The organism is Burkholderia sp. S171 (assembly GCF_009766085.1).
Taxonomy (GTDB): Bacteria; Pseudomonadota; Gammaproteobacteria; order Burkholderiales; family Burkholderiaceae; genus Caballeronia.
This window is the reverse complement of the sequence record NZ_LMUF01000015.1, coordinates 16850-43323: the sequence shown is the minus strand read 5'-3', so window position 1 is coordinate 43323 and position 26474 is coordinate 16850. Positions and strand designations below refer to the sequence as shown.

Here is a 26474-nt window from a genome sequence, read left to right as displayed (position 1 = left end):
CAGTAAGCTCAATGCGCCGGGAACACGCGCAGAACACGCGGCACGGCGGTCACGCCGTCGCCGATATTCAGATTCAATCCACGCCACGTTTCGCGATCCAGTTCCGCTTCCAGCACGTTGCCTTCAGCGCCTTCCAGATCCACGCGCACCGAACCGCCCAGCGTCACGACACGGCGGACATCGACTACGATGCCATCGCGATGACCCGAAGCGGTCGGGAACAGCGTCAGGTCGTGAGGCCGCACGTACGCGAACGCCGGCCCCGTGAAATTCGCTTCCGTGGCGATCGGCTGCGCGGCGCCCTGCGCCACAAAACCGTTCGCATCCACGCTGCCCTTGAGCCGGTTTGCAGCGCCAAGGAACTCGTACACAAACGATGTCTGCGGATGATCATAGACGTCTTGCGGACTGCCGACCTGCTCCACATGCCCACGATTCAACACCACGATCCGGTCCGCAACCTCAAGCGCCTCTTCCTGATCGTGCGTGACGAAAATAGTCGAGATATGCAGGTCATCGTGCAGACGCCGCAGCCAGCTACGGAGTTCCTTGCGGACCTTGGCGTCGAGTGCGCCGAACGGTTCGTCGAGCAGCAGCACCTTCGGTTCAACTGCAAGCGCGCGGGCCAGCGCGATCCGTTGCCGCTGCCCACCTGAAAGCTCAGAGGGGAACCTTTGTGCCAGCCAGTCGAGCTGCACCAGCTTCAGTAATTCATGCACTTTCTCGCGGATGACCGCTTCCGACGGCCGCTCCTTGCGCGGTTTCACGCGCAGGCCGAACGCCACGTTCTCGAACACGGTCATATGGCGGAACAGTGCGTAATGCTGGAACACGAAGCCGACCTGCCGCTCGCGCGCGCCCACGGCCGCCACATCCTCGCCGTTCAACACGACCGAGCCGGCGTCCGCGTATTCCAGCCCCGCGATCACGCGCAGCAGCGTGGTCTTGCCACAGCCCGACGGTCCGAGCAACGCGACGAGTTCGCCCGACGGAAAGTCGAGCGAGACGTTATCCAGTGCGACGAAATCGCCAAAGCGCTTCTGCAAATTGCGAACGATGATGCTCATGGTGATTTTCGCCTTCTAGTTCTGGATTGACACTGACGCAGCCTGCACATCGGCGGGTCGTGCCTGCACTGCTTCAATCGATTGCGACATGCGGCGCTCAGCGAGCAGCTTCAGGCCGAGTGTGACGAGCGCGAGCAGCGCAAGCAGCGACGCCACGGCGAACGCCGCCGAAAAGTTGTATTCGTTGTAGAGAATCTCTACATGAAGCGGCATGGTGTCGGTCTGTCCGCGGATATGGCCCGATACCACCGATACCGCGCCGAACTCACCCATCGCACGTGCATTACAAAGAATCACGCCGTACAGCAAACCCCATCTCACGTTCGGCAAGGTCACGCGTCGAAAGATCTGCCAGCCCGACGCGCCAAGTACGTGCGCGGCTTCTTCTTCGTCGTTGCCTTGCGCCTGCATCAGCGGGATCAACTCGCGTGCAACGAACGGGAATGTGACGAAGACAGTGGCGAGCACAATGCCGGGCACCGCGAAGATGATCTGCACGTTGTGGTCGATGAGCCAGGGACCGAACCAGCCTTGCGCGCCGAACATCAGCACATAGATCAGGCCCGAGACGACCGGTGACACCGAAAACGGCAAATCGATCAGCGTCGTGAGGAAGGCTTTGCCGCGGAATTCGAACTTCGCGATGGACCAGGACGCGGTCAACCCGAACACCACGTTCAGCGGCACCGCAATCGCGGCAACAATCAGCGTGAGCTTGATGGCCGACCACGCGTCGGGGTCTTTCAGCGAATCGAAGTAATAGTCCACGCCCTTCGCAAACGCTTGTGCAAACACGGCAACGAGCGGCACGACAAGAAACAGCGCCAGGAAAATCAACGCAATGGCCGTCAGGACCCAGCGCACGACACGGGGTTCGGTAACAGGATCAAGCCTGTGCTCAGTCACGCGGGCCGTGGTGACATCCTCAGTTTTCTGGTTGACGGCGCTCATGCTTTCGCCCCGTCAATATGCAATGCACCGGCCGAAGCGGGCGCAGGACCCGAACCACCGCGGCTCGTGCGTCGTTGCAGGAACCATTGCAGCGTGTTGATCAGCAGCAGCATCAGGAACGAAACGCACAACATCACCACGGCGATCGCGGTCGCCCCGGCATAGTCGTATTGTTCGAGCTTCGTGATGATCAGCAGCGACGTGATTTCGGACTTCATCGGCACATTACCCGCGATGAAAATCACGGACCCGTATTCGCCGAGCGCACGCGCAAACGCGAGCGCGAAACCGGTCAGGATCGCGGGAAACAGTGACGGCAGCACCACGCGGCGAAACGTTAGCCAGCGGGTAGCGCCCAGGCACGCAGCCGCTTCTTCCTGCTCGCGCTCGAAATCTTCCAGCACGGGCTGCACGGTGCGCACGACGAACGGCAAACCGATAAACGTCAACGCCACGAGCACGCCCAAGGGCGTGAACGCCACCTTGATCCCAAGCGGCGCGAGGAACTGGCCGATCCACCCATTCGGCGCATACACCGCGGCCAGCGCGATGCCCGCAACGGACGTCGGCAACGCAAACGGCAGATCGACGACGGCATCCACCACACGCTTGAACGGGAACGTATAACGCACGAGCACCCACGCCACGAGGAAACCAAACACGGCGTTGATCAGCGCGCCACCGAGAGCCGCCGTAAACGTCAGCCGATACGACGCCAGCACGCGCGGCGACGTGACCGCGCGCACGAACGTCGCCCAGTCGAGCGTAGCCGTCTTGGCGAAGGTCGCGGCGAGCGGAATCAGCACCACGAGGCTCAAATACGCCACCGTGATGCCAAGCGTCAGGCCGAAGCCCGGCAGTGCGCTGGGCTTGCGGAAAGTGAAAGTCGTCATGCGTGAATCATCCAGTTCCGTCGCGCCGCGGGGACGGCGCTTCGGGGTCGAGCTTCGGGTTGGTTTCATGGCCGTCTATGCGGCCGTAGTGTTGTTTCAAGCTTCTTTACGACTACAGCACCGCGAGCGCATAAGCGCCGGCGATGCTGCTCTTCATGCCGCCCTGCTTGTTGCTCTACGTACTGCCCGGCTCACTGCGGCTGATAGATCGAATCGAACACGCCGCCATCGGCGAAATGCGTCTTTTGTGCGTTGGTCCAGCCACCGAACGAATCGTCGATGGTGTAGAGCTTGATCTTTGGAAACTGCTTCGTCAGCGCAGCCGGAACTGCTGTGGAACGCGGCCGATAGAAGTTGCGTGCCGCGATCTCCTGGCCTTCCTCGCTATACAAATACTTGAGGTACGCCTCAGCCAGCTTGCGCGTGCCATGACGATCCACGACCTTGTCGACCACCGCGACCGGCGGCTCTGCCAGGATGCTCACCGACGGCACCACGATCTCGAACTTGTCCGAACCGAATTCCTTCAACGACAGGAACGCCTCGTTTTCCCACGCAATCAGCACGTCGCCCTGTCCGCGCTGCACGAAACTGGTGGTGGCGCCGCGTGCGCCCGAATCCAGCACGCCGGCATTCTTATAGAGCTTGGTCACGAAGTCCTTGGCAGTCGTTGCGTTGCCGCCTGGCAGATGTTCTGCGTAGGCCCACGCCGCGAGGTAATTCCAGCGCGCGCCGCCAGACGTCTTCGGATTCGGCGTCACGATAGACACGCCCGGCTTGAGCAGATCCGGCCAGTCCTTGATCTGCTTCGGGTTGCCTTTGCGCACGAGGAACACGATGGTCGATGTGTACGGCGACGCGTTGTCCGGCAAGCGCTTCTGCCAATCCTGGGCGACCAGTCCTTTGCCTGCCAGCGCATCAATGTCGTAAGCCAGCGCCAGCGTCACCACATCTGCTTGCAAGCCGTCGAGGACCGAGCGCGCCTGACCACCCGAGCCGCCGTGCGATTGCTTGAACGTGATGGTCTCTCCGGTTTCGGCCTTCCATTTCTTGCCGAAAGCCTGATTGAATTCCTGGTACAGCTCACGCGTCGGGTCGTATGACACGTTCAGGAACGACGTATCGGCGCGCGCTTGCGCGATCATTCCCGCGGTCATTCCAGTCACTGACGCTGCCCCGATCACTGCCGTGGCAAATAGCTTCCTTGCACGTGCGCCCCACCCCGAATTCCGACTCAGCATTGCCCCGTTCCCCGTCTTTTGTGTTTGAGCAGCCGAGTCTATCGACGAGCTTTCATTATTAAAAATAATTGTTATTCATTCTTTTAGATCAAAAAGTGCTAATGACGGCTGCAAGCGGCGTTGCGGCCATCAAACAGCCGCTGGAGCACCGCGTTTGTGGCCTCTGTGTGGTTCTGACGACGTCGAACTTAAAGTAAAGCTTGAAAAGCGCCGAATACTGTATAAAACTACAGGCATCTGTTCATCCATACAGTGGACGACCAGCCATACAAGGGGCAAAAGCACGTGACCAAAATGAGCAAACTGACTGCGCGGCAGCAAGAAGTTTTCGAACTGATCCAGCGCGCGATCGAACGCACGGGGTTTCCGCCCACGCGCGCCGAGATCGCAGCCGAGCTTGGTTTTAGCTCTGCTAACTCCGCCGAAGAGCATCTTCGGGCGCTGGCGCGTAAGGGGGTGATTGAACTGGCGGCCGGTTCATCGCGTGGCATTCGCTTGCTGACCAACGGCAGCATGGACGAAGGGCCGCATCAGTTCACGCTGCCGCACGCCAGCATCATGCAATTGCCGCTGGTCGGGCGCGTGGCGGCGGGTAGCCCGATCCTCGCGCAGGAACACATCTCCCAGCATTACGCCTGCGACCCGGCGCTGTTCTCCAGCAAACCGGACTATCTGTTGAAGGTGCGCGGTCTCTCCATGCGCGACGCAGGCATCTTCGACGGCGATCTGCTCGCCGTGCAGAAGAAAAACGAGGCTAAGGACGGGCAGATCGTCGTGGCGCGAATCGGCGACGACGTCACGGTGAAACGCTGGAAGCGTCGCCCAGATGGTGTTGAACTGATCGCTGAAAATCCTGATTACGAAAACATCTTCGTCGCGTCAGGCAGCGACGACTTTGCACTGGAAGGTATCGCGGTCGGATTGATTCGTTCCGGCGAGCTTTGATTTCTGTTTGTTGATTTCTGATTTGCAGCGCGGCGGTAAGTGATCCCGGGCGTTCCGGGTACTTCTGCCTCCAGCCGCACTGCGCTTGAATTCCGGCCCTATAAAGCGTGACGGACATCGCAACCGTGATGAACCGGTGCGCGTCCTATTGTCATCGGTCATCGGAGAAACATCATGGAACGATTCGCCCGGCTGTTTTCTGCTTCATTTTTATCCGCATCGTTCGCGCCGACTGCACGCGCGCCGCTTTCGTTTCGGCAATTCCGCGAATTTGGCCGTTTGCGGCATCTGCGCTCGCTGATCTCCTGCAAGACACCGAAGCCCGCTGACACCCCCGATCTCTTCAAAGATCTACCCGTCCTGCCCTCGCGGCAGCCAGCGTTCGCGCGGGTATCGCTGAGCGCATCGGTGCATGCGCGGGCCGAGCAACGCGCGCCGGTGAGGGTTTATCGCAGTGAGTCGCGGGTCATCATGGTCGGCAATATTGAGGCTGTGTCGCGCATGATCGACCGATGCATCGACGAGGAGCGGGCAGGCGTTGAAGGCGGATTGCTCGCCTGATTTTAAGAAGCAATGAAATTTACAGGGATAACGCGGGGATAATTCTGGCGCCGTTGCGGTCCATTTAAGAGTTGAGTCGTGTCTGGTCGCCGTGTTTCTGGCCGTTGTGTTTCCGGTCTTCGCACATGGCATCAACTCTCGAATTCGAGCCGCATTTACCTTATCAGCCCAAAGGCGCCTTAGCGTATGTCCCGTACCAGCAGATCCGTTGTCATTGCGTTGTTGATTGTTGTTGTCGTGGCTTTGCTCGGTGTGATCTATGCATCGCCGTATATCGCGCTCGACCGGTTGAAACGCGCCGCCGACGCTCGCGACGCTCAAACCGTGAACCAGTACGTCGACTTTCCGCTGCTGCGTGAAAGCCTGAAAGACCAGGTGGGGCAGTTGCTGACCCGAAAGATCGACATACAGAAGAGCGGCAATCCGTTAGCGATGATCGGCGCCATGATTGGCGCGGCGCTAATCGGCCCATTGGTCGATTCGTATGCAACGCCCGACGGCGTGGCGGCTATTCTCAATGGCATACCGCCAAAGGGTAATCCGGGCGAGAAACCGCCGGTTCCGCCCGAGGCAAGCGGCGCCGTTGTCGCGGCTCCGGGAGCCGTGCAAGCGCCCCAACCGCCCCAACCGATCGCTCCCGCCGAACCGGCGTCTGCCGTCGCTTCGCCGTCAGCACCGAAACCGCCGCCGCAAACCACGGCGGGGTATCGAAGTTTCGATACTTTCGCGGTGAATTATCAGCATGGCACCGGCGATGCACGCTATTCAGCCATTCTCCGGCGCTACGGGTTGTTCTCGTGGAAGCTGGTCGCTGTGGAGTTGAACGACGGATAAGGGAGGCGTGGGTTTTCCTACAGCAAAGGGGCTGTCCGACCAGTTGCTTCTGGCTTGCTGCCTTGCTTGCTGGCTGGCTGATAGCGACACTCACCAGCACCCGCTTAGCCGGCCGCCGCTATCAGCAGCCCCGCGTCGCCGCATCGAACCTCTTGGCAAACCTGAGTCCCTATCAAACACTGGCCTCGGCTTTCGCTGGCATCGCCGCATGCGCGGCGTCTTCCTGCTCAGCCGATGTACCCGTCGGCGACACCGCCACCAAAATACTGCAAGACACGCGATCCATCAGCGGCGTGTTGCCCGCACCCATCCACCAGCGCGCAAGACCCGTGCGGCACCGATGTCCCACCACCACCAGATCCACCTGCAAGCTTTGAGCGAGCCCGGCAATTTCATCGATAGGATGGCCGAATGCAAAGTGGCCCTGCGCCGGCACGCCTCGCTCGGTCAGCCATTCCACGCCTTCGCGCAGGATGTCCCGGGCGGCGTCTTCGAAACGGCCGCACGCCATATCGGTGAGAAGGCCTGCACTTTGAGCAATACTGGAACGCATGTCGACAACGGCAAGCACATGCGTTTCGGCTTTCAGGTCGAGCGCCAGATTCGCGCCGTCCCGTAACGCCTTACGCCCTTCGCGGGAGCCGTCGTAACACAACAGGATTTTTCGGTAGCTCGCCATGGTGGTTCTCCGCGCTGCACGAGGGCAGCAAAGGGCAATCAAAAAAACGGTCGTCATAGTCGTGCAGATTCTGCCCCGTGGGCCGGGCGGGCGACAAAACCCGGGCCGCGTTGCCTTCATCATGGTGCGTCGCTGAACCGGTGGCAACGATGGAAAACGCTAATGCGGCGCGGTCGCTCGCGAAACGCCAAGCGGACACCGTGCCAGGAACGTAAATCCCTTGATGGGCGGGCTTTCTAGCGGTTAATCCGAGCGCCGCGAAGGCGTCCGGTGACCGCAAAATAGCCTGCATGCGCGCCCGCAGTGCAGGTCACGGTGCGGGACGCGCCTCGTTGGTGCAATCGATTAAACTAGTTAGCTTGTCGTCAGACCCAACGTCGGACCCACTACCGACCCAACACCCGAGTTTGCGCATGTCAGATTCAGCAGTGCTATCCAGCGATACGACCCGCACGACCCCCGCGCCGGGAAATCCGGCGATCGAGTTTATCGACGTCGAAAAACACTACGGTGACAAGACGGTCGTGAACGGCCTGTCGTTCCATGTCCAGCCCGGCGAGTGTTTCGGCCTGCTTGGGCCCAACGGCGCGGGCAAAACGACCACGCTCAAGATGCTGCTCGGCCTGACCGCGCCGGATGCGGGCACGATCCGTCTCGTCGATGAACCGATCCCCTCGCGTGCTCGTTACGCCCGGCGCCGTGTAGGCGTGGTGCCGCAATTCGACAACCTCGACCCGGACTTCACGGTCCGCGAAAACCTGCTCGTATTCGGCCGGTATTTCGGCATGAGCGGCAGCGAGATTGAAGCCGTGGTGCCGTCGCTGCTCGAATTTGCGCGACTGGAAAGCAAGGCGAACGCGCGGGTCGGCGAGTTGTCGGGCGGCATGAAGCGGCGGCTGACGCTCGCGCGCGCACTGGTCAACGATCCCGACGTGCTGGTCATGGACGAACCGACCACCGGGCTTGACCCGCAAGCGCGGCATCTGATCTGGGAACGGCTGCGTTCGCTGCTTGCACGCGGCAAGACGATCCTGCTCACCACGCATTTCATGGAGGAGGCCGAACGGCTTTGCGATCGGCTGTGCGTGATCGAGGAAGGCCGCAAGGTGGCCGAAGGCAAGCCCGACGAACTGATCCAGCGGGTCATCGGATGCGATGTGATCGAGATCTACGGTCCCGATCCGCAAGCGCTTCGTGACGAGCTTTTGCCGTTCGTCGGTCGCATGGAGATCAGCGGCGAGACGCTGTTTTGTTATGTCGATGACCCCGCCCCCGTGCATGCGCGGGTAAAGGGACGGCCTGGCGTGCGTTATCTGCACCGGCCGGCGAATCTGGAAGATGTGTTTTTGCGCCTGACCGGGCGCGAGATGGTGGACTGATCCATGTCGAGTGAACCGAATGTGAACACCGTTGAGTCCCCGGAGTCCCCGACTACGCCGCCGCGCGCAACCGGCACGGTGGGTGAGTCTCAACTCAAGCCTCAACTCAAGCCGCGACGCAAGCCTTATCACGAGCCTTTCCTGAGTGCGATGCCCGCGAACGCATCGAACTGGATGTCGGTCTGGCGGCGAAATTATCTCGTCTGGAAAAAGCTCGCGATTGCGTCGATGTTCGGCAACCTCGCCGACCCCATGATCTATCTATTCGGCCTGGGCCTCGGGCTTGGCCTGATGGTCGGCCACGTGGATGGCGTCTCGTACATCGCGTTTCTCGCCGCAGGAACGGTGGCGTCGAGCGTGATGATGTCGGCGAGTTTCGAGGCCATGTACTCCGGCTTCTCGCGCATGCATGTGCAGCGCACGTGGGAAGCGATCATGCATACGCCGCTCACGCTGGGCGATATTGTGCTCGCAGAAATTGTATGGGCCGCGAGCAAATCAATGCTCTCCGGCGTCGCGATCATGCTGGTGGCCGGCGTGCTCGGCTACGCGAGTTTTCCGACAATGCTTTATGCGTTGCCCGTGATTATCCTGACTGGATTGGCGTTTTCGAGCACGGCGATGATCGTGACCGCAGTGGCGCCGAGCTACGACTTCTTTATGTTCTACCAGACGCTCGCCCTCACGCCCATGTTGCTGCTCTCCGGCGTGTTTTTCCCGCTCACGCAGTTACCGGCAGTGGCGCAAAACGTCTCGCTGTTGTTGCCGCTGTCGCACGCGGTCGCGCTAATCCGGCCCGCGATGCTCGACCGGCCGGCGGAACATGTGGTGTTGCATGTGGCCGTGCTCGCGGCGTATGCCATCGTGCCGTTTTTCATCTGCGCGGTGTTGTTCCGTCGACGGATGATGCGTTAAGTGAAAGGACTGAGATATAGACCGCTCGAACCCGTTGTACTCAAAAAAGCCCGTTCCACCGTGAGTTGAAACGGGCTTTTTAACGTCCTTCAATCCGCTCGCTGCGTAAAACTCAGCGGAAATTCAGCTCACTTCAAACCAGGGCTGAACTCCTTGTGCCCACCAAACCCGAAGCGCATTGCCGACAGCATCCGGTCAGCGAACGAATTCTCCTCTCGCGACCGGAACCGCGCATACAGCGCAGCCGATAACACTTGCGCCGGCACCGCCTCCTCGAGCGCCGCTTCGATAGTCCAGCGCCCTTCGCCGCTGTCGGCCACTTCTGCGGAGTATTTATCGAGCGTGCTGTTACCGGCCAGCGCACCCGCGGTCAGATCCAGCAACCACGACGACACCACGCTGCCCCGACGCCACACCTCGGCAACGTCTGCTATATCCAAATCGTAGCGTTGCGCCTCGGGCAGATCCGTCGACGACTTGTGCTTCAAGATGTCGAACCCTTCCGCATACGCCTGCATCAAGCCGTATTCGATCCCGTTATGCACCATCTTCACGAAGTGACCCGACCCCACCGGTCCCACATGCATATAGCCGTTTTCCACGCGTGTATCGCGGCCCTCGCGGTTCGGCGTGGCGGGAATATCGCCGCGTCCGGGTGCCAGTACGGACAAGATCGGATCATGCCGCTGCACCACGTCCTTTTCGCCGCCGATCATCATGCAATAGCCGCGCTCGAGTCCCCACACGCCGCCTGAGGTGCCGACATCGATGAAATGGATGCCCTTCTCTTTCAGCTTCGCCGCGTGGACGATGTCGTCCTTGTAGAAGCTATTGCCGCCGTCGATGATCGTGTCGCCCGCTTCCAGGATCTCGTAGAGATCGTTCAGCGAGTCTTCCGTGATCTTGCCTGCCGGCAACATCAGCCAGACCGAGCGCGGCGCTGCAAGCTTCTTAACCAGATCGCCCAAGTCGCTCGCGCCGGTTGCGCCGTCGGCCACGACCGCCTGCGTCGCTTCGGGCGCGTGGTCGTACACCACGCACGTCTGCTCGCCGCGCATCAACCGGCGTGCAATGTTCGCGCCCATACGGCCTAGTCCCACGATTCCGATCTGCATGATGGCTTACTCCTTGTGGCTGGTTTTGACGCGTTCGATTTGCTTTTTAGCTTCGTCGTAGACGTGTTCCGGCGTGAAGCCGAATTTCTTCTTCAGGTCGGAAAGCGGAGCCGACGCCCCAAACGTATGCATCACGATCTGCGAACCGAGACGACCGACGTAGCGATCCCAGCCGAGCGTGCCGGCCTGCTCCACGCAAACACGCGCGTCGACATCCGGCGGAAACACGGAATCCTTGTAGGCTGCGTCCTGCCGTTCGAACAGATCCCATGACGGCATGGACACAACCCGCGCCGCAATCCCTTCGCTCTTGAGCTTCTCATAAGTATCAACGCATACCGACACTTCCGTGCCCGTCCCCATCAGGATGACTTCCGGCTTCTTGCCACCTTCAGCATCGGCGAGAACATACGCGCCCTTGTGAACGCCCTTCGCCGACGCATATTTTGTCCGGTCAAAAGTCGGCATAGGCTGACGCGACACCACGATGCACGCCGGCCGTTGCGGCTCGGCCAACGCGGCACGCCAAGATTCGGACACCTCGTTCGCATCGCCCGGACGATACGTGCTGAGACCCGGCACGCCACGCAACGAAGCCAATTGTTCGATCGGCTGATGCGTTGGACCGTCTTCGCCCACGCCGATGGAATCGTGCGTAAACACGTAGATCACCGGCACTTCCATGATGGCCGAGAGTCGGATAGGCGGCTTCATGTAGTCGCTGAAAATCAGGAACGTGGAGCCGTAAGGCCGCAGGTTCGACAACGCGAGGCCATTGCAAATGGCGCCCATCACATGCTCGCGGATGCCAAAGTGCAGGTTGCGGCCGGCGTAGTTATCGAACTCGAAACTGCCCGCACCTTCGAACTTCATATCGGTTTTCGTCGATGGCGACAGATCCGCCGAACCGCCGATCATCCAGGGGAAATGCTGCGCAATGGCGTTCAGCACCTTGCCCGACGATTCCCGTGACGCCATGCCCTTGGCATCGGCATCGAAGGTAGGAATGGCCGAGTCCCAACCTTCCGGCAACTCATGCGCTTCGATCTGCGCAAATTCTTTCGCCAGGTCCGGATACTTCTTCGCGTAGTCATCGAAACTCTTTTGCCACGCTTCTCGGGCCGACCTGCCACGCGCACCGATGCCCTCGTTGAAGTGCTCATACACGCCGTCCGGCACGAGGAAACTCGAGTCTTCCGGCCAGCCGTAGAACTTCTTCGCGAGCTTGATTTCGTCAACGCCCAGCGGCTCGCCATGCGCCGCGGAGGTGTCCTGCTTATGCGGCGCACCCCAGCCGATAATGCTCTTCACCACAATCAATGTAGGACCGTCGGTGTTGGCCTTCGCCTGGTTCAGCGCGGCTTCGAGCGCGCCGGCGTCATTGGCGTCGTCAACGTGCAACGTGTTCCAGTGGTAGCCCTTGAAGCGCGTTTCCACGTCGTCGCTGTACGCGAGATCCGTGTGACCTTCAATGGTCACGCGGTTGCTGTCGTAGATCCAGGTCAGATTCGACAACTTCAAGTGCCCCGCCATCGACGCAGCTTCATGCGAGATACCTTCCATCATGTCGCCATCGCCGCACAGCGCATACACGTGATAGTCGAAAATCTGTGCATCCGGCTTGTTGAAGTGCGACTCATACCAGCGCCCGGCCATCGCCATGCCGACGCTATTTCCCAGCCCCTGCCCGAGCGGACCGGTGGTAGTTTCAACGCCGGTTGTCATGCGGTATTCCGGGTGGCCCGGCGTCTTGCTGTCGAGCTGCCGAAAATGCTTGATGTCATCCAACGACACTGCCGGACCACCCGTTGGCTTACCGGCGTGATCGACGGCTTTCACACCGGTCAGGTGCAGCAGCGAATACAGCAGCATGGACGCATGGCCGACCGACAGCACGAAGCGGTCGCGATTCGGCCACAGCGGCTCGGTCGGGTCGTAGCGCAGGTGGTTTTGCCACAGATGGAAGCCGACCGGTGCGAGCGCCATGGGCGTACCCGGGTGACCGGAATTGGCTTTTTGCACCGCGTCCATGGACAGCGTGCGGATGGTGTTGATGGCGAGGGTGTCGAGATCGGAAGAGGACTTCGAGGGGGATTGCGGCATGAGCGACGACTCCTTTGCGTAGGGCGCGCTGAGGCACGAGAGGCACCACAGCGGCAACCGGGACCTTCGAGCAAGTGTAGTGCCATGACAACTGGCGCGTCACCAAAGAGCAGCGAAGCGCGCGCCAACCAAGCACGGCGCGGCTTATGACAGACGATTACGACATCAACCGAGACAACAACTTTACGCTTGAAACCATGCAAAAACGAACGCAATGGGTAAAAAATCGTGGCTGTTTTCGATTAGCGTAACGGTAGCGCATGACAGTTTTCAGCGAAACGATCAGGGCGCCGGGTTCGGCTGGGCTTCGTGAAGCGCCTCGATTTCGGCGAGGATCTCATCGGACAATTTCACGTCCACGCTGCCGATATTCTCGTGCAATTGTTCGAGCGACGTAGCGCCGATCAGCGTGCTGGTCGTGAACGGCCTGCTGTTCACGAACGCGAGCGCGAGTTGCGCCGGGCTCAGGCCGTGACGCCGCGCCAGTTCCACGTAGCCGCTGACGGCCTTGACCGTGTGCGGCTTGCTGTAACGGGCAAATCGCTCGAACAGCGTGATGCGAGCGCCCTCCGGACGCGCGCCGCCCTCGTACTTGCCGGACAGCCAGCCGAAAGCCAGCGGCGAATACGCCAAAAGGCCAACGTCTTCCTTATGCGTGAATTCCGAGAGACCCGCTTCGAACGTGCGGTTCACCAGGCTGTACGGATTCTGGATGCTCACGATCCGCGGCAGGCCGAATTTGTCGGCAGCCTGCAAGAATTGCGCGACACCCCAAGGCGTTTCATTCGATACCCCGACGTAGCGGATCTTGCCCGCCTTCACGAGATCGCCGAGCACCGCCAGCGTCTCGTCAATGGGCACCGTGTATTCGTCCTTTATCCACGGATAATTCGCGCGTCCGAACGTCATCGTGCTGCGATCGGGCCAATGGAGCTGGTATAAATCGATGTAACCCGTCTGCAGCCGAGCGAGGCTGGTATTGACGGCTTCGGTCAGGTTTTTCCGGTCGAACTGGTTGCCCGCGCCGCGAATATGCCGCGGGTTATGCGGCTGGCGAGCCGGCCCCGCGATCTTGGTCGCGAGCACGATCTTCTCGCGTACACCCGGGTTCGCTGCCAGCCACGTGCCGATATACGCCTCCGTGCGCCCTTGCGTCTCGGGGCGCGGCGGCACCGGATACATCTCGGCGGCGTCGACCAGGTTGATGCCGGCATCGAGAGCGGCGTTGAGTTGCGCGTGCGCATCGGCTTCTGTGTTCTGCTCGCCCCAGGTCATCGTCCCCAGTCCGATCAGGCTGACATTGACATCCGTTCCACCGAGTTTCCGGTACTCCATCGATTGCTTCCCCATGTTCGTGTTCAGGTTTTAAAGGCGCTAGCCGAGTGCCGAAGCTACCATAGCCCCGGCCATGCTGCATCGATGCCCATCGCCACGGCGCCGCTCCAGTCCGATAAGCTGTCGGCATACGGCGAGATCTGCCTTTCATTCGCTTTTCAATATCGCTGCGTTCATTCAGATCCAAACAAGAGAGACGTCTTCGATGCAGGCCCCCGACCTCACCCGCACCACGTCCGGCGCGGCGAACCCACGCGGTTCCTCCGTTATCGTGATGCTGGTCGCGGCGACCTTCTTCATGGAGAACCTCGACGGCACGATCATCGCCACGGCCCTGCCGCAGATGGCGCGCTCCTTCGGGCTTCATCCCGTCGACCTGAGCCTCGGTATTACGTCGTATCTGCTGACGCTTGCCGTATTCATCCCCATTAGCGGCTGGGCTGCCGATCGCTTCGGCCTGCGCACCGTGTTCGGCAGCGCAATCGGCCTGTTCACGGTTGCGTCCGTGCTGTGCGGCATGACGTCGACGCTGCCCACGTTCACGGCGGCGCGTGTGCTGCAGGGTATTGGCGGCGCGATGATGGTCCCCGTCGGACGGCTTGCCGTATTACGCGCGACGCCCAAAGAGGGCTTGATGCGCGCTATCTCGATCATCACGTGGCCCGGTCTTGTCGCGCCCGTGATCGGGCCGCCGCTGGGCGGATTTATCACCACGTATTCGTCGTGGCGCTGGATCTTTTATCTGAATTTGCCGCTCGGCTTGATCGGCCTGGTGGTGGCGCTCCGTTACCTCGATAACACCCGCGAGCACGCCAGCCGCCGCTTCGATTTCATGGGTTTCGTGCTGTGCGGCCTCGCCTGCACGACCCTGCTCTACGCAATGGAACTCATTGGCCGCAACGACACGCCCTGGGTTCTCGCCAGCGGGCTGATCGCGGTCGGCGTGCTCGCGGGCGTGGGCGCGTGGTGGCATGTGCGGCGCGCGGCCGAGCCGGTGCTCGATCTCAACGCGCTGCGGATCAAGACCTTCAGGGTAGCGATGGGCGGCGGCTCGCTGTTTCGCATCGCCATCAGCGCGGCGCCGTTCCTGCTGCCACTGATGTTCCAGATCGGCTTCGGGCTGAACGCGTTCGAATCCGGGCTGCTGACGTTGTCGGTCTTCGCCGGCAATTTATCGATGAAACTCGTCACCACACCGGTCATGCGGCGCTTCGGCTTTCGTCCGGTGCTGATCGTGAACGGGATCCTGGCGGCTTTATCGCTGGCGGTGATGAGCTTGATATCGCCCACGACGCCGACCTGGATCATCGTCGCCGTATTGTTTGCGAGCGGGCTGTCGCGCTCGCTGCAGTTCACGGCGCTGAACACACTCAGTTTCGCCGATGTCCCGAAGGCGCAGATGAGCGGCGCATCGGCGTTGTCGAGCACGTTGTTCCAGTTGACGATGGGGATCGGCGTCGCGCTGGGAGCGATCGCTTTGAGGCTCGCGGAATGGATGCATGGTCATGGCGCGCAGACGGTCGTACCGGCCGATTTCAGTATCGCGTTTTTGATCGTGGGGGCGGTGGGATTGCTGGGCGTGGCGGATCTGTTCAGCCTGCATCGCGATGCGGGCGCGCAGGTGAGTGGGCATGGAAGGAAGGGGTAAGGTGAGCCTGAGGATCAGGAGAAGTCCGGAAAAGCTATCTACCCTGTTTATCCAAAGACAACGCGACAAAGCGAATTCCAGAAAGCAAAAAGCCCGACTTCTGAAAGTCGGGCTTTTTGCTTGAATCTTTTGGGGTGGCTGATGGGGCTCGAACCCACGACAACAGGAATCACAATCCTGGACTCTACCAACTGAGCTACAGCCACCACTGTCTTACTTCTTACTGCCTCTCTAGCTCGCCAGGAACCGGCTTACTGAATCGAGAAACGAGATTATACGAACAAAGATTAGCTTTGCCTAGCCCCTTATTCGATGAATTCGGCGGCTTGACGCAGATGAGTGCGTGCTTCATCGAAAACGGCCATATCGCCCGTAGCGAGACGGCGGCTATCCGAGAGCACACGACGCCAGCCACGCGCACCCGCCTCTCCTCGATACAAACCCAGCGCATGCCGCGTAATGCCGCCTAGAGACGTCCCGCGCGCCACCTCCTCACGCGCGTAGTCGATCAAGCCGGCCTCAGCCTCCTCGCGCGACAACACCGGCGTGGCCGCGCCGTAGAAACGTGAATCGACGGCCGCCAGCACGTAAGGATTGTGATAAGCCTCACGGCCGAGCATCACGCCATCGACATGTTCCAAATGCTCTTCCACTTCGTCGAGCGTCGTGATGCCGCCATTGATCGATATCTCCAGATGCGGAAAATCGCGCTTCAACTGGTACGCATATTCGTACTTGAGTGGCGGGATCTCGCGATTCTCCTTCGGGCTCAAGCCTTTCAGGATCGCATTGCGCGCGTGGACGATAAAGACTTCACAGCCGGCATCTGCGACCGTGCCAACGAAGTCGCGCACGTAGGCGTAGTCCTCAACCGCGTCCACGCCGATCCGATGTTTGACCGTGACCGGAATCGATACCGCATCGCGCATGGCTTTCACGCCGTCCGCGACCAGTTGCGGTTCGTTCATCAGGCACGCGCCGAACGCGCCGCGTTGCACGCGCTCGGACGGGCAGCCGCAATTCAGGTTGATCTCGTCGTAGCCCCATTGCTCGCCAAGCTTCGCGCTCTTGGCGAGATCAGCCGGTTCGCTGCCGCCCAACTGCAACGCGACGGGCGATTCGGCCGGAGTGAATGCGAGATGCCGCGCGACGTCGCCGTGCAGCAGCGCGCCGGTCGTGACCATCTCGGTATAAAGCCACGTGTGTTTCGTCAAGATCCGATGAAACGACCGGCAATGCCTATCGGTCCAGTCCATCATTGGAGCAACGCTGACGCGGCGCGGGCTAGGTTTTAAAGCTGTCGACATGAAGAACTGCAGATTGTGAGCGTGGGGCGCCTTTTCGGGCGGCAATGTGCAATTTTACCGTAACGCTCGAAAAACCACGGACTGGGCGCTTGCGATCGGTTTTACGGTGAAATCAGCGGCCTGCGTTGGGAATCGATGCCACGCGGTATTTTCTTCGTTCCGTGCCGCCGTCGGTCGATGTCAGCATCACTGTTCTCAGGCCGGTTCCAGCTCACCTTGACGGCAATAAATAAACACGCACCCGGCCATAAACCCGGCAACCGTCAAAAAAACGAATTTTCAGCGCGCTCCGGTGTCACAAAACTAAATGACAGCGCTTCGCTGGGTTTAATCCAAAAGCGCTGCCGATCCGGAGAAACCTATGAAACCCCGTGCGATTGAAACGCTTGCCGGCACCGTCATCGCCCTTGCCTTCGTGACAGCCTTGCTCGGCATCGGATTGGAAACAAGGGCGCAAGCCCAGACCGCGGCACCGGCCGAATCTGGGTCGATGGTTAAACCGCCGGTTTCGCCGAGCGCCCCGGACGCAGGAGGCGCGCGAGCCGCCAATCCGGACAACATGCCAACTAAGCGCCCCGCTCTGCCGCCCAACAGCAACCGCATGCTGCGCAACAATCCGGCCAGCGACGCGATTGCGAAATAGCACCGGCGAGCCCGCTGTACAGCACATTCGCGGAATCCGGACAACTAACCGCGGCGGCAAATCATGTCGTTGCGATGTGCATCAGCGGCGAAATCCGGTCGTGCCATGGATTCGCCGCTGATTCGCCTTCCGATCGATCAAGACACGTCACACCTGACGCAAGGAACGGATCCCCACCATAGCCGCGATACCACCCCGCGCACCCTCTTCAACAACTCCTGCAAACCCAATCGAAACCAACAACGCCGCGAAACCGCAAGCCGATTAGCGCATTAGCCAGTACCCCGTTGCATAGACCGCAAAGCCCCGCCCGATTGCACCATAATGCGACATACCCGACCCTATAATGACGCCACCTTAAATATTTGCGCAGCCGCGGCTCGCGTCCCAAGCGGTGGTTTTCAATGCAAAAAGTCATTCTGCCGTTCGTCGCGGGTTTTCTCGCCGCCCTGTTTTTTCGTGAAGCGACCATTGCGATGCTGCACGCAGCCGGCGTGGCTGATCCGGCCGGCTATTCGACTGTTCCATTCCTGCCGCTGGGCATTCCCGAATTCATCGGCAACGCTTTATGGAGCGCGGTTTTCGGCATCCTCATGGCGTGGCTGTTGCGCGTCTCGCCCGACCGCACCGCGCCGTGGGTTGGCGCGCTGGTGTTCGGCGGCATCGTGCTGACGGCCGCGAGCGTATTCGTGGTCGATCCGCTGCGCGGTATCTGGCCGAGCGGCAACATGCTGCCCCGGCTGGCGCTCGGTTTTGCATCGAATGCAATGTGGGGCTGGGGCGCGCTCGTATTCCTGCGCGCCTTCACGGCCGGCAGCGACGCGGACTAATCCGCCAGGGCGGCCAGCGGATGGTCGCGCTCAGCCCACGGACTGTCGTACATCCGCACGACTGCATCACGCGTCACGTCTTCCATTCGCGCCACTTTCCACACCGGCTGATTGTCCTTGTCGACAATGCGCGCCCGGATGCCTTCCATCACATCGCCATGATCGAACGTTGCGCGCGTGAGCCCGAGGTCGCGCCGCAATGTCTCGGCCATGCTCGACGTTTTGGCCCGGTCAATCAGTTCCAGCGACACATCGACGGATAACGGCGAACGCTCACGCAACTCAGCCGCCGTGCGGACAGCCCAATCGCTCTCCTCATCACTCGTTACGCTTTCCAGCGACTTCAGGCACGCCGCGCCATTGCCCGTAGCAAAATGCTTGTCGATAAAACCGCGTTCCTTCTCGAGTTCGCTCGCCTTCCCGCCCAGCGAGCGCGACTGTGTTTCGATAAACCGCACCACCTCCGCGCCGGTAGCGAACGGCTTCTCCTTCAGCGTATCGATCAGCGCGGGCAGCGCATCGTCGTCCATGTACGCGTCGGCGAGGCCGGCGTAGAGTGCATCGGCGGCATCGATTGTCGCGCCCGTCGCTGCGAGATAACGCCCGATCGCACCCGGCGTGCGCGCGAGGAACCAGCTCACGCCCACGTCCGGAAACAAGCCGATACGCGTCTCGGGCATCGCCATCTTTGTCGAACCGGTAACCACCCTCACGCCGCCCGTATGCCGCGCGCCTTGCGAAATGCCCATTCCGCCGCCCATCACCACGCCGTTCAACAACGCGATATACGGCTTCGGATACGTGAAAATCGCGTGATTCAGGCGGTATTCATCGGTGAAAAATTCTTCGATGACCGCGTGTTCGCCTTCCTTCGCCGATTGATATAAAAACCGGATATCGCCGCCCGCGCAGAACGCGCGCGGATGCGGACTGTAGATAACCACCGCATGCACCAAAGGGTCGTCGCGCCAGGCATTCAGCGCCCGATGAATGGCGTGCAGCATGGGCGTGGACAGCGCGTTCAACGCCTTCGGACGATTTAGCGCAATGAAGCCAATACCCTGCGCGCGTTCGATACGAATTTCATCGATGGATTCAGTCATATGCAATGCAGGTTTCTATTCGTGTGAGTGGAAAATGGAACCGGAAAGCATGTCAACCGGCGCTTGCAAACGGCCGTCGACGAGCAGGTTTTTTCTTGATGACAGCGGGCAAATACAGATCTAGCATTTCATCTATTAGCGTATCGGTTGACACGGTAAAAACGGCCGGGGCCGTCAGGCTCAACGACACGATACCGTGCAACGCTGCCCACAACGTCTCGGCGCGGGCTGCAGGGTGATGAACCAAGGCCAGCGTCCGGGTCAGTATGGAAAGCACCGTCTCACCGGCCGACGCGGCGTCCTTAAAAGCGGCATCGGTATAAGCGGGATTCTGCATGAAAATCAGCCGATACACCGCGGGATGTGTCTGCCCGAACGCGACATAGGCATGCGCCATGGCCCTCAGCCGCTCAACCGGTTCCGCCGCGCCATCGTGAGCGTGCAGCGACTCGAGCAACTGCGCGTGGCCCTCGGCGCACAGCGCTTGGGCGATGGCATCGCGGCTGGCGAAGTGCAGGTATAGCGAAGCGGGCGAATAACCGACGACCCCTGCAATCTTGCGCATTGACAATGCGTCAAAACCTTCCCGCACGACAATCACGCGCGCCGCATCCAGGATCTGGATGCGCAGTAAGGGCTGATTTGAAAGATGTAGTTTTGAGCCTGCCATCCGGCGCATTTTCCGGATGACACCCGCCAAGTCAATGCAAAACTGAATAGCGTTGAACGTGACCGCCTTGTTAATGCCCGCTATCAGCTCGCCATTCCCGGCGGAAAATGACCGCTTTTCAACAGCACGGGCTCACCCTTATTGATGTGCAAATGCTCCCTCGCAACCGCTTCAATTCTCGGGCGCGCAGCGTCGAATGCACGTATCCAGCCGATGCTGTCGCAGCTCTCCACGCCAAAATGATCCTCCAGCGCTTCCACCGAGATCGCACACGGAACGCGCTCACCATCGACCAGCGCAGCAAATACCACCGTGAGATTCGCGTCGCGGTACGCCGGCGCATCGGCGGGAAAAAGGATGTTCATGGCGGCCTCGGATAGCAAGGAAATGGGCGTAACGCACGATCCTACTCGCGGCACCTCGATCCGCTCTACCCAGCTCGGTCATCCGGCTGCTTCCATGCTAAGCCGGACCAGCCCGGCAGGCACGTCGACAATCAGCAAGGACACCGCGTCCGGATCGGCGTAATCGAACTTCAGATGCCGGCTCATGTGCCTGACCCGTTCGCAAAATTGCTGCTGCACCGGATCCGTGGCGAGATCGAAAAGACTCAATGCCTCTGCCTCGAACCGGTAGTGCACGCCCCAAGCAATATTGCCCGGATGAATGGCCATGCCGCTCGTGCGCCAACTTACGAACAGGCACGGCTTCTGATCCGTGCCGATCTCGCTGATATCCGCGCCGCTCGGGAACAAATCGAGCAGCGCCTCGGCAACGCAACGCATCGCCGGGTGACGGATGTTGAGCGTGCGCATCAACTATTTTGCAGCAATCTGTCGATATAGGCGCGCGCCGCCTGCTCCACATTGACCAGCGCTCGTCCTCGGTCGCAAAGCGCTGTTGAGCGCCGACATCGACCAGTGCTTCGAAGCGGCGGACGTTGTCCGGACCGCCTTCGGCCAGGCTGACGGTGCCTACGTAGATGGGCGCATTCGGCTCTCCGTCGGCCTGATCGGGAGTCTGGGTAAGGCGCGCCGTCGCGCTGATGTAATAACCGCGATACGGTCCGCTAACGCGTTCTGCCATGGTTTCTCTCCGATGTTTTATAAGTGTTCGTGTGTCACCCACGCCTCTGTAAGGTTTGAACGCCGGCAATTAGTTCTCGGCCGTTGCAACCTGTTGCATTTTCTTCCGGAATTGGGGCGGTCAGGGGCGCGCGAAGACGGCCCGCTTGCAAGGTATTGCAAGGCGCGCGCCAGAGCTGTGGCTAACGGCGCATTTATTGAGCGGGTTTGATTTGGATCAAAAAGCCTGCTTTTTCCTGCGCTCACCGGCGTGTGGGAAAATACCGCCACGAAACACGTTGGAGACGTAGGTTGAAGAGGCGGGGTTGAGAACAGCGTCCGCGCGTTCTGCCCGATCTTCAACGGCGTTATCCGGCGTTTGTCACCAGAGGAACACGATGAAGAAAATTGCACGGCGCTTGCCGACCCCTTCCCCGTTTCGCATGGCGCGGGCGCTACAGGCCACGGGCCTCATCTTGGCGGCCGCGGGTGTTTTAAGCCTCGGCGGATGTGCATCGTCGACCGATGCATCGCTGATCCATCTTCCCGACGGCCAGAGCGGTTACGCCATCAACTGCAGCGGCGCCGATGCGAGCACGACATGGGCGAGCTGCTATGTCATGGCCGGGGATAAATGCGGAGCGACGGGCTACACGATCGTATCGAAGGACAATGAGGAAGGCGGACCGTCGGGCGGCAGCATCACGAACGTGGTATCGGCGAATGTAAAAAACCGCTCCATGGTCATACGGTGTAACTAACGCCCGCCAGCCCTCTGCAACACTAGTGCGGGCTGACCTTCGAAAACACGTTCAGCACGACCACGCCCGCCACGATCAGGCCCATGCCGAGCACGGCGGGCAGGTCGGGAATCTGCTTGAACAGCAACGCGGCCACGAGCGTGATGAGGACAATGCCCGCGCCTGACCACACGGCGTACACAATGCCGACGGGCAGCGACTTCAGCGTCAGCGAGAGCAAGTAGAACGAGATGCTGTAGCCGATCACCACAATGACGGAAGGCACGAGCCGCGAGAATCCCTCCGATGCCCGCAGGGCTGATGTCGCCACAACTTCGGCAACGATCGCGACCGCAAGCAGCGCATAAGCGGATGAACGCATGGATTACGCCTTGTCCGATGCAAACGCGAGCGCGCTTGCGTCGTGGCCGAGCACTGCGCACAGCCCTTCCACCACGAATTCATGATCCTGGCGTTGCGGCAACCCCGACGCCGTCACCACGCCAATCACGCCAGCGCCTTTTACCGTCAATGGAAACGCGCCGCCATGCGAGGCGAATTCGGTGGCGCAGAGACTGTATTTATCGGCGAGAGTGGCGGATGCCTGCTGCAAGCTCAAACCGATCGCATAGGAACTGCGGCGAAAATGCTCGACTGTGCGCGCCTTGCGCTGCACCCAGCGGACGTTGTCTGGCGTGGTGCCGTCGAGCGCGGCAAAAAATAGCGGCTGGCCGAAGGTGCGTACTTCTATCACCATGGCCGCGCCGCGCGCCACCGCCATCTCGCGGAGCTGCGAGCCGATCTGCCACGCGCGATCCGAATCGAAGTGCGGGAAGACAAGCGTCTGTTCCTGATGGACGATGGTCTGAAGGTCTTGAGCAATGTTCATAGCGATGATTTCCTGGCAAGTAACAAGTCCGGGCGACGCGATCATAAAGTCTTTCGACACCCGACGCGAATTACACAAATTGTGACATGCCTCGGCGAAGGGGCTTGCGTAAGCGCGTCATTTAACTGCTCTGCGACGACGGGCGTGTGTTGTTTAAGTGGGTCGACATAAGTCGATTTACTTATCGTCCACCACCCTAATTATTCTTGGTTTGTCTTAATTCTCTGCGCCTATTAAATTAGTTCGGGTAGCTGATATGTTGTTTCTATTACAAATCACCAACCAATTAGGAGCTTTCTCATTAGAGCATTTCGTTTCGCTACGTAGAGTTCGAAACCTGTCCACGCAGCCATCGGCGGGTCCAACCGGATTCGACACGGCGCTGACTCGACATGCAGATCGCGTTTCATCCATCTGCGTGTTGGCGTCAAGGATCCGAGTCAACTCTATGCAGGAATGCAAAATGAATAAGGTTTATAAGTCGGTCTGGAATGAATCCATCGGTGCTTGGGTTGCGGTGTCGGAAACCGCCGCTGCGCGTGGCAAAAAGTCAACAGGAAGAGCCCGCACCCCCTTGGGCCTCTCCGCGATAGCCTTAGCGGGTGCCAGCCTTGGATTGCCGTCCACGGCTACTCTTGCCGGCGAGAACCGAGCCGCCCTTTTTAATGACTTCACCGACGGTTCTTGCACGGCGATCTACGACGGCGACACCATGCACGGCACTAGCCTTTACACCGGGGCCGCCTGTAATCCGAGCTTGGGGAACGCCGGATCCGCGACGTCCATCGGCCTGAACGGCGGTGGATCGGGGACCAATGGAACCAACCTTATTTCCAATCAAAGCGGCGCGTTCATCAACGGCGGTCTTGAAGTTTTCGGCTCGAACGTAGCTGCTGGATCGCCAGCGGCCTATATCCACGGCGGCCTCAGCCTCTTCAGCGACGGCACGACGTTTGGAACGGCGAACAAACTAATAGGCGTAGCCGCAGGGACAGACGCCAACGACGCCGTCAACGTAACTCAGCTTCAGAACGTCACCACGTTGCTTGGCGGCGGCGCTAAAGTGAACGCCGACGGCACAGTCACCGCACCCGCCTACACTGTCGCAGGCGCAACCGCCAATACCGTGGGAGATGCCGTCACCAAGATCGACACGGCATTGATCAGCAAGGTAGCGTACGACTCGGTCGACCATTCTCAAGTGACGCTCGGTGGCACGGCCGCTACGGCTCCGGTCAAACTCACGAACGTGAAAGCGGCTGATTTGACGCCGACTAGCACCGACGCAGTCAATGGGTCACAGTTGAATGCCACGAACCAGAACGTCTCCACGCTTCAAACGTTCGCCACCAACATCAACAACGGCGGCGGCATCAAGTTCTTCCATACGAATTCGACGCTTGCCGATTCATCGGCGACGGGTGCGGATTCGGTGGCTATTGGTGGCGCGGCAGTCGCATCGGGTAAGAACGCCGTGGCGCTAGGTTCGAACTCGGTCGCGGACCGTGACAACTCCGTGTCCGTTGGCGCAGCAGGCAAGGAACGTCAGATCACCAACGTGGCAGCGGGCACCGCGTCAACGGATGCGGTCAACCTCGGACAACTCACCGCGGCAACGAATAGCACTAATGCGCTCGGCAACTTTGCGGTCAAGTACGACGCGAACGCCGACGGTACGCCGAACTATCAAAGCGCCACACTTGGCGCTGCGGGCGCAACCCAGCCGACCAAGCTCACCAATCTGCAAATTGGCGACCTGTCTCCGACCAGCACTGATGCCATCAACGGCTCGCAGTTGTATTCGACGAACCAGCGCGTTGGCTCGCTCGAAACGTTCGAAGGCAACATCAACAACGGCGGCGGCATCAAGTATTTTCACGCAAACTCAACGATTGCCGATTCATCGGCGACGGGTGCGGACTCGGTGGCAATCGGTGGCGCTGCCGTGGCATCGGCGAGCAACTCGGTTGCGCTTGGATCGAACACGCTTGCTGATCGTCCCAACTCCGTGTCCGTCGGTGCAGCCGGCAAGGAACGTCAGATCACCAACGTGGCAGCAGGCACGCAGTCCACCGACGCGGTCAATGTCGGCCAACTGACCGCTGTATCGAATAGCGTGAACACGCTCTCCAGTTCCGCGGTCAAGTACGACGCAAACGCTGACGGCACGCCGAACTACGAGCAGATCACGCTTGGCGGCGCGGGCGCTATGAAACCTACGTTGTTGACGAACGTTGCCAACGGAAAGTTGGCAGCAGACAGCACGGAGGCCGTCAACGGATCGCAGCTTTATGCAACGAACCAGAATGTCGCTGCGCTTCAAGGCTTCACGAACAACGTCAACAACGGCGGCGGCATCAAGTACTTCCACTCCAACTCCACGCTTGTCGATTCATCGGCAACGGGCACGGATTCGGTGGCTATCGGCGGCGCGGCATTGTCGTCGGGTAAGAACTCAGTGGCGCTCGGTGCGAACTCAGTGGCTGATCGGGACAATACGGTGTCGGTCGGCGCGGTTGGCAGCGAGCGCCAAGTGACCAACGTGGCAGCGGGTACAGCGGCTACGGATGCAGTCAACGTCGGGCAACTCAACGCGGTATCGAATACCGTGACGACGCTTGGCGCCAGCGCGATCAAGTACGACACCAACGCTGACGGCGCGCCGGACTATGCCAACGCAACGCTCGGCAACGGCAACACCACGGGCACCGCGCTGCATAACGTCGCCGCGGGCACGGGCAACATGGATGCGGTCAACCTCGGCCAGTTGAACGACATGATGGGCCAGGTCACCAACCTCGCGAACGGCGCATACAACCCGCTGTTCTCCGCCGACGGCAATCGCGACACGGAAATCGCGACGTCCTCCGGCACGCACTCGGTCGCATCGGGCGCGAACGCGGTGGCATCGGGTGTGAATGCGGTGGCGTCCGGCGCGACATCGGTGGCTAGCGGGGCGAATGCGGTTGCGTTGGGATCGAACACATCGGCTACGGCGAACAATGCGGTTGCCGTTGGTGCGAATGCATCGGCGACGGCGAGCAACTCGGTTGCGTTGGGCGCAGGATCGGTATCGGATCGCGCCAACGCGGTATCGGTGGGTACGACATCGGCAGGCGGGCAGCGTCAAATCACGAACGTTGCAGCGGGCACGGACGGGACGGACGCCGTCAACGTGAACCAGATGCAGCAATCGGTGAACACGGGTGTGAAGTCGGCTAAGGGCTATACCGACGCCCTGCGCTCCGACATGGACACGGGCCTCTCGCTTGCCAACAACCACATCAACAGCGTCGGCGCGATGAGCAGCGCAATGGCGATGATGGCAGGCAGCGCGGCGGCGGTCGCCGATAAGGACAATCGCTTCGCGGCAGGCACGGGCGTGTATCGTAACAAGGCCGCTATTGCGGTCGGCTTCCAGAAGCGCTTCGGCACCAACATGGTCATCACGGTCGGTGGTTCGACGACCGGCGAAGAAAGCACCGGCGGCGCAGGTTTCGCATTCGGGTTCTAAGGAGCGTATGAGCAGCTTGAAAGCATAGTTGAAACACACGGCCGCAAA

25 protein-coding genes, 1 tRNA gene and 1 pseudogene are annotated in these 26474 nt (G+C 60.4%); 10 read left to right on the top strand and 17 right to left on the bottom strand.

Translation table 11 applies throughout. The features are described from left to right. Nucleotides 1–8 precede the first annotated feature (8 nt). The 4 genes from GSQ93_RS09315 to GSQ93_RS09300 all read right to left on the bottom strand — a co-directional run bounded on the left by GSQ93_RS09315 (nucleotide 9) and on the right by GSQ93_RS09300 (nucleotide 4152). Nucleotides 9–1067, bottom strand: a complete 1059-nt coding sequence (locus GSQ93_RS09315; protein WP_158935377.1) for a sulfate/molybdate ABC transporter ATP-binding protein — start codon at nucleotides 1065–1067, stop codon at nucleotides 9–11. A 15-nt stretch (nucleotides 1068–1082) separates the two neighbouring features. Continuing rightward, the gene (gene cysW, locus GSQ93_RS09310; RefSeq protein ID WP_158935376.1) at nucleotides 1083–2018 is read right to left on the bottom strand and encodes a sulfate ABC transporter permease subunit CysW; all 936 of its coding nucleotides are present in this window, start codon (nucleotides 2016–2018) and stop codon (nucleotides 1083–1085) included. After that, entirely contained in the window at nucleotides 2015–2911 is an 897-nt protein-coding gene (gene cysT, locus GSQ93_RS09305; protein WP_158935375.1) for a sulfate ABC transporter permease subunit CysT, read from the bottom strand. Before cysT ends, cysW begins: the two co-directional genes overlap by 4 nt. Nucleotides 2912–3102: 191 nt before the next feature. After that, a complete protein-coding gene (locus tag GSQ93_RS09300) occupies nucleotides 3103–4152 on the bottom strand; it encodes a sulfate ABC transporter substrate-binding protein (RefSeq protein WP_158935374.1) in 1050 nt (349 codons plus the stop codon). Between the two features lie 294 nt (nucleotides 4153–4446). On the opposite strand from GSQ93_RS09300, the gene lexA reads away from it, so the two are divergent. From lexA to GSQ93_RS09285, 3 genes are all read left to right on the top strand, one after another. Next, nucleotides 4447–5097, top strand: coding sequence for a transcriptional repressor LexA (gene lexA, locus GSQ93_RS09295; RefSeq protein ID WP_158935373.1), 651 nt, complete (start codon nucleotides 4447–4449; stop codon nucleotides 5095–5097). 174 nt (nucleotides 5098–5271) lie between these two features. Then, nucleotides 5272–5658: a hypothetical protein gene (locus GSQ93_RS09290; protein WP_254073818.1), complete on the top strand. Its 387-nt coding sequence runs from the start codon at nucleotides 5272–5274 to the stop codon at nucleotides 5656–5658. 186 nt (nucleotides 5659–5844) lie between these two features. After that, nucleotides 5845–6492 (top strand): DUF2939 domain-containing protein, encoded by a 648-nt coding sequence (locus GSQ93_RS09285; protein WP_158935372.1) that lies wholly within the window; start codon nucleotides 5845–5847, stop codon nucleotides 6490–6492. Between the two features lie 172 nt (nucleotides 6493–6664). Here the strand turns inward: GSQ93_RS09285 and GSQ93_RS09280 are convergent, their stop codons facing one another. After that, nucleotides 6665–7171 carry a universal stress protein gene (locus tag GSQ93_RS09280; protein WP_089159069.1) on the bottom strand — a complete coding sequence of 169 codons (507 nt, stop codon included), beginning with the start codon at nucleotides 7169–7171 and terminating at the stop codon, nucleotides 6665–6667. Nucleotides 7172–7584: 413 nt separating this feature from the next. Between GSQ93_RS09280 and nodI the strand changes: the two genes are divergently transcribed. Both nodI and GSQ93_RS09270 read left to right on the top strand, forming a co-directional pair. Next, nucleotides 7585–8550: a nodulation factor ABC transporter ATP-binding protein NodI gene (nodI, locus tag GSQ93_RS09275; RefSeq protein WP_158935371.1), complete on the top strand. Its 966-nt coding sequence runs from the start codon at nucleotides 7585–7587 to the stop codon at nucleotides 8548–8550. A gap of 141 nt (nucleotides 8551–8691) precedes the next feature. Beyond that, nucleotides 8692–9465, top strand: coding sequence for an ABC transporter permease (locus GSQ93_RS09270; protein WP_367889744.1), 774 nt, complete (start codon nucleotides 8692–8694; stop codon nucleotides 9463–9465). 128 nt (nucleotides 9466–9593) lie between these two features. Here the strand turns inward: GSQ93_RS09270 and gnd are convergent, their stop codons facing one another. From gnd to GSQ93_RS09255, 3 genes are all read right to left on the bottom strand, one after another. Next, nucleotides 9594–10580, bottom strand: coding sequence for a phosphogluconate dehydrogenase (NAD(+)-dependent, decarboxylating) (gene gnd, locus GSQ93_RS09265; RefSeq protein WP_158935370.1), 987 nt, complete (start codon nucleotides 10578–10580; stop codon nucleotides 9594–9596). Nucleotides 10581–10586: 6 nt separating this feature from the next. Next, a complete protein-coding gene (gene tkt / locus GSQ93_RS09260; protein WP_158935369.1) occupies nucleotides 10587–12683 on the bottom strand; it encodes a transketolase in 2097 nt (698 codons plus the stop codon). A 282-nt stretch (nucleotides 12684–12965) separates the two neighbouring features. Further along, nucleotides 12966–14018, bottom strand: coding sequence for an NADP(H)-dependent aldo-keto reductase (locus GSQ93_RS09255; protein ID WP_158935453.1), 1053 nt, complete (start codon nucleotides 14016–14018; stop codon nucleotides 12966–12968). A 205-nt stretch (nucleotides 14019–14223) separates the two neighbouring features. Here GSQ93_RS09255 and GSQ93_RS09250 point away from each other — a divergent pair, with 205 nt between their 5' ends. Then, nucleotides 14224–15666 carry a DHA2 family efflux MFS transporter permease subunit gene (locus GSQ93_RS09250; protein WP_158935368.1) on the top strand — a complete coding sequence of 481 codons (1443 nt, stop codon included), beginning with the start codon at nucleotides 14224–14226 and terminating at the stop codon, nucleotides 15664–15666. 130 nt (nucleotides 15667–15796) lie between these two features. Here the strand turns inward: GSQ93_RS09250 and GSQ93_RS09245 are convergent. Both GSQ93_RS09245 and dusA read right to left on the bottom strand, forming a co-directional pair. Further along, a tRNA-His gene (locus tag GSQ93_RS09245) sits at nucleotides 15797–15872 on the bottom strand. Between the two features lie 99 nt (nucleotides 15873–15971). Next, nucleotides 15972–16973 carry a tRNA dihydrouridine(20/20a) synthase DusA gene (dusA, locus tag GSQ93_RS09240; protein WP_158935367.1) on the bottom strand — a complete coding sequence of 334 codons (1002 nt, stop codon included), beginning with the start codon at nucleotides 16971–16973 and terminating at the stop codon, nucleotides 15972–15974. 361 nt (nucleotides 16974–17334) lie between these two features. On the opposite strand from dusA, the gene GSQ93_RS09235 reads away from it, so the two are divergent. Both GSQ93_RS09235 and GSQ93_RS09230 read left to right on the top strand, forming a co-directional pair. Beyond that, nucleotides 17335–17616, top strand: coding sequence for a hypothetical protein (locus GSQ93_RS09235; RefSeq protein ID WP_158935366.1), 282 nt, complete (start codon nucleotides 17335–17337; stop codon nucleotides 17614–17616). A gap of 404 nt (nucleotides 17617–18020) precedes the next feature. Next, the gene (locus GSQ93_RS09230) at nucleotides 18021–18446 is read left to right on the top strand and encodes a hypothetical protein (RefSeq protein ID WP_158935365.1); all 426 of its coding nucleotides are present in this window, start codon (nucleotides 18021–18023) and stop codon (nucleotides 18444–18446) included. Here the strand turns inward: GSQ93_RS09230 and GSQ93_RS09225 are convergent. From GSQ93_RS09225 to GSQ93_RS38040, 5 genes and pseudogenes are all read right to left on the bottom strand, one after another. Beyond that, nucleotides 18443–19549: an enoyl-CoA hydratase/isomerase family protein gene (locus GSQ93_RS09225; protein ID WP_158935364.1), complete on the bottom strand. Its 1107-nt coding sequence runs from the start codon at nucleotides 19547–19549 to the stop codon at nucleotides 18443–18445. The two genes, GSQ93_RS09230 and GSQ93_RS09225, sit on opposite strands and share 4 nt — an antisense overlap. A gap of 52 nt (nucleotides 19550–19601) precedes the next feature. Beyond that, nucleotides 19602–20219 (bottom strand): TetR/AcrR family transcriptional regulator, encoded by a 618-nt coding sequence (locus GSQ93_RS09220; RefSeq protein ID WP_158935363.1) that lies wholly within the window; start codon nucleotides 20217–20219, stop codon nucleotides 19602–19604. Nucleotides 20220–20302: 83 nt separating this feature from the next. Then, nucleotides 20303–20584, bottom strand: coding sequence for a DUF1488 domain-containing protein (locus tag GSQ93_RS09215; RefSeq protein ID WP_158935362.1), 282 nt, complete (start codon nucleotides 20582–20584; stop codon nucleotides 20303–20305). A 78-nt stretch (nucleotides 20585–20662) separates the two neighbouring features. After that, nucleotides 20663–21034: a hypothetical protein gene (locus tag GSQ93_RS09210; protein WP_254073817.1), complete on the bottom strand. Its 372-nt coding sequence runs from the start codon at nucleotides 21032–21034 to the stop codon at nucleotides 20663–20665. Beyond that, nucleotides 21034–21305: pseudogene (locus GSQ93_RS38040) on the bottom strand (hypothetical protein). The gene GSQ93_RS09210 and the pseudogene GSQ93_RS38040 overlap by 1 nt, the downstream one beginning before the upstream one ends. A gap of 421 nt (nucleotides 21306–21726) precedes the next feature. Here GSQ93_RS38040 and GSQ93_RS09205 point away from each other — a divergent pair. Beyond that, complete coding sequence (locus GSQ93_RS09205; protein WP_254073823.1) at nucleotides 21727–22044, top strand: hypothetical protein; 318 nt, start codon at nucleotides 21727–21729, stop codon at nucleotides 22042–22044. 22 nt (nucleotides 22045–22066) lie between these two features. Here the strand turns inward: GSQ93_RS09205 and GSQ93_RS09200 are convergent, their stop codons facing one another. Both GSQ93_RS09200 and GSQ93_RS09195 read right to left on the bottom strand, forming a co-directional pair. Next, complete coding sequence (locus GSQ93_RS09200) at nucleotides 22067–22405, bottom strand: SMR family transporter (protein ID WP_158935359.1); 339 nt, start codon at nucleotides 22403–22405, stop codon at nucleotides 22067–22069. 3 nt (nucleotides 22406–22408) lie between these two features. Then, nucleotides 22409–22912 (bottom strand): heme-degrading domain-containing protein, encoded by a 504-nt coding sequence (locus tag GSQ93_RS09195; RefSeq protein WP_158935358.1) that lies wholly within the window; start codon nucleotides 22910–22912, stop codon nucleotides 22409–22411. A 463-nt stretch (nucleotides 22913–23375) separates the two neighbouring features. Here GSQ93_RS09195 and GSQ93_RS09190 point away from each other — a divergent pair, with 463 nt between their 5' ends. Then, a complete protein-coding gene (locus tag GSQ93_RS09190; protein ID WP_158935357.1) occupies nucleotides 23376–26426 on the top strand; it encodes an ESPR-type extended signal peptide-containing protein in 3051 nt (1016 codons plus the stop codon). Nucleotides 26427–26474 lie beyond the last annotated feature (48 nt).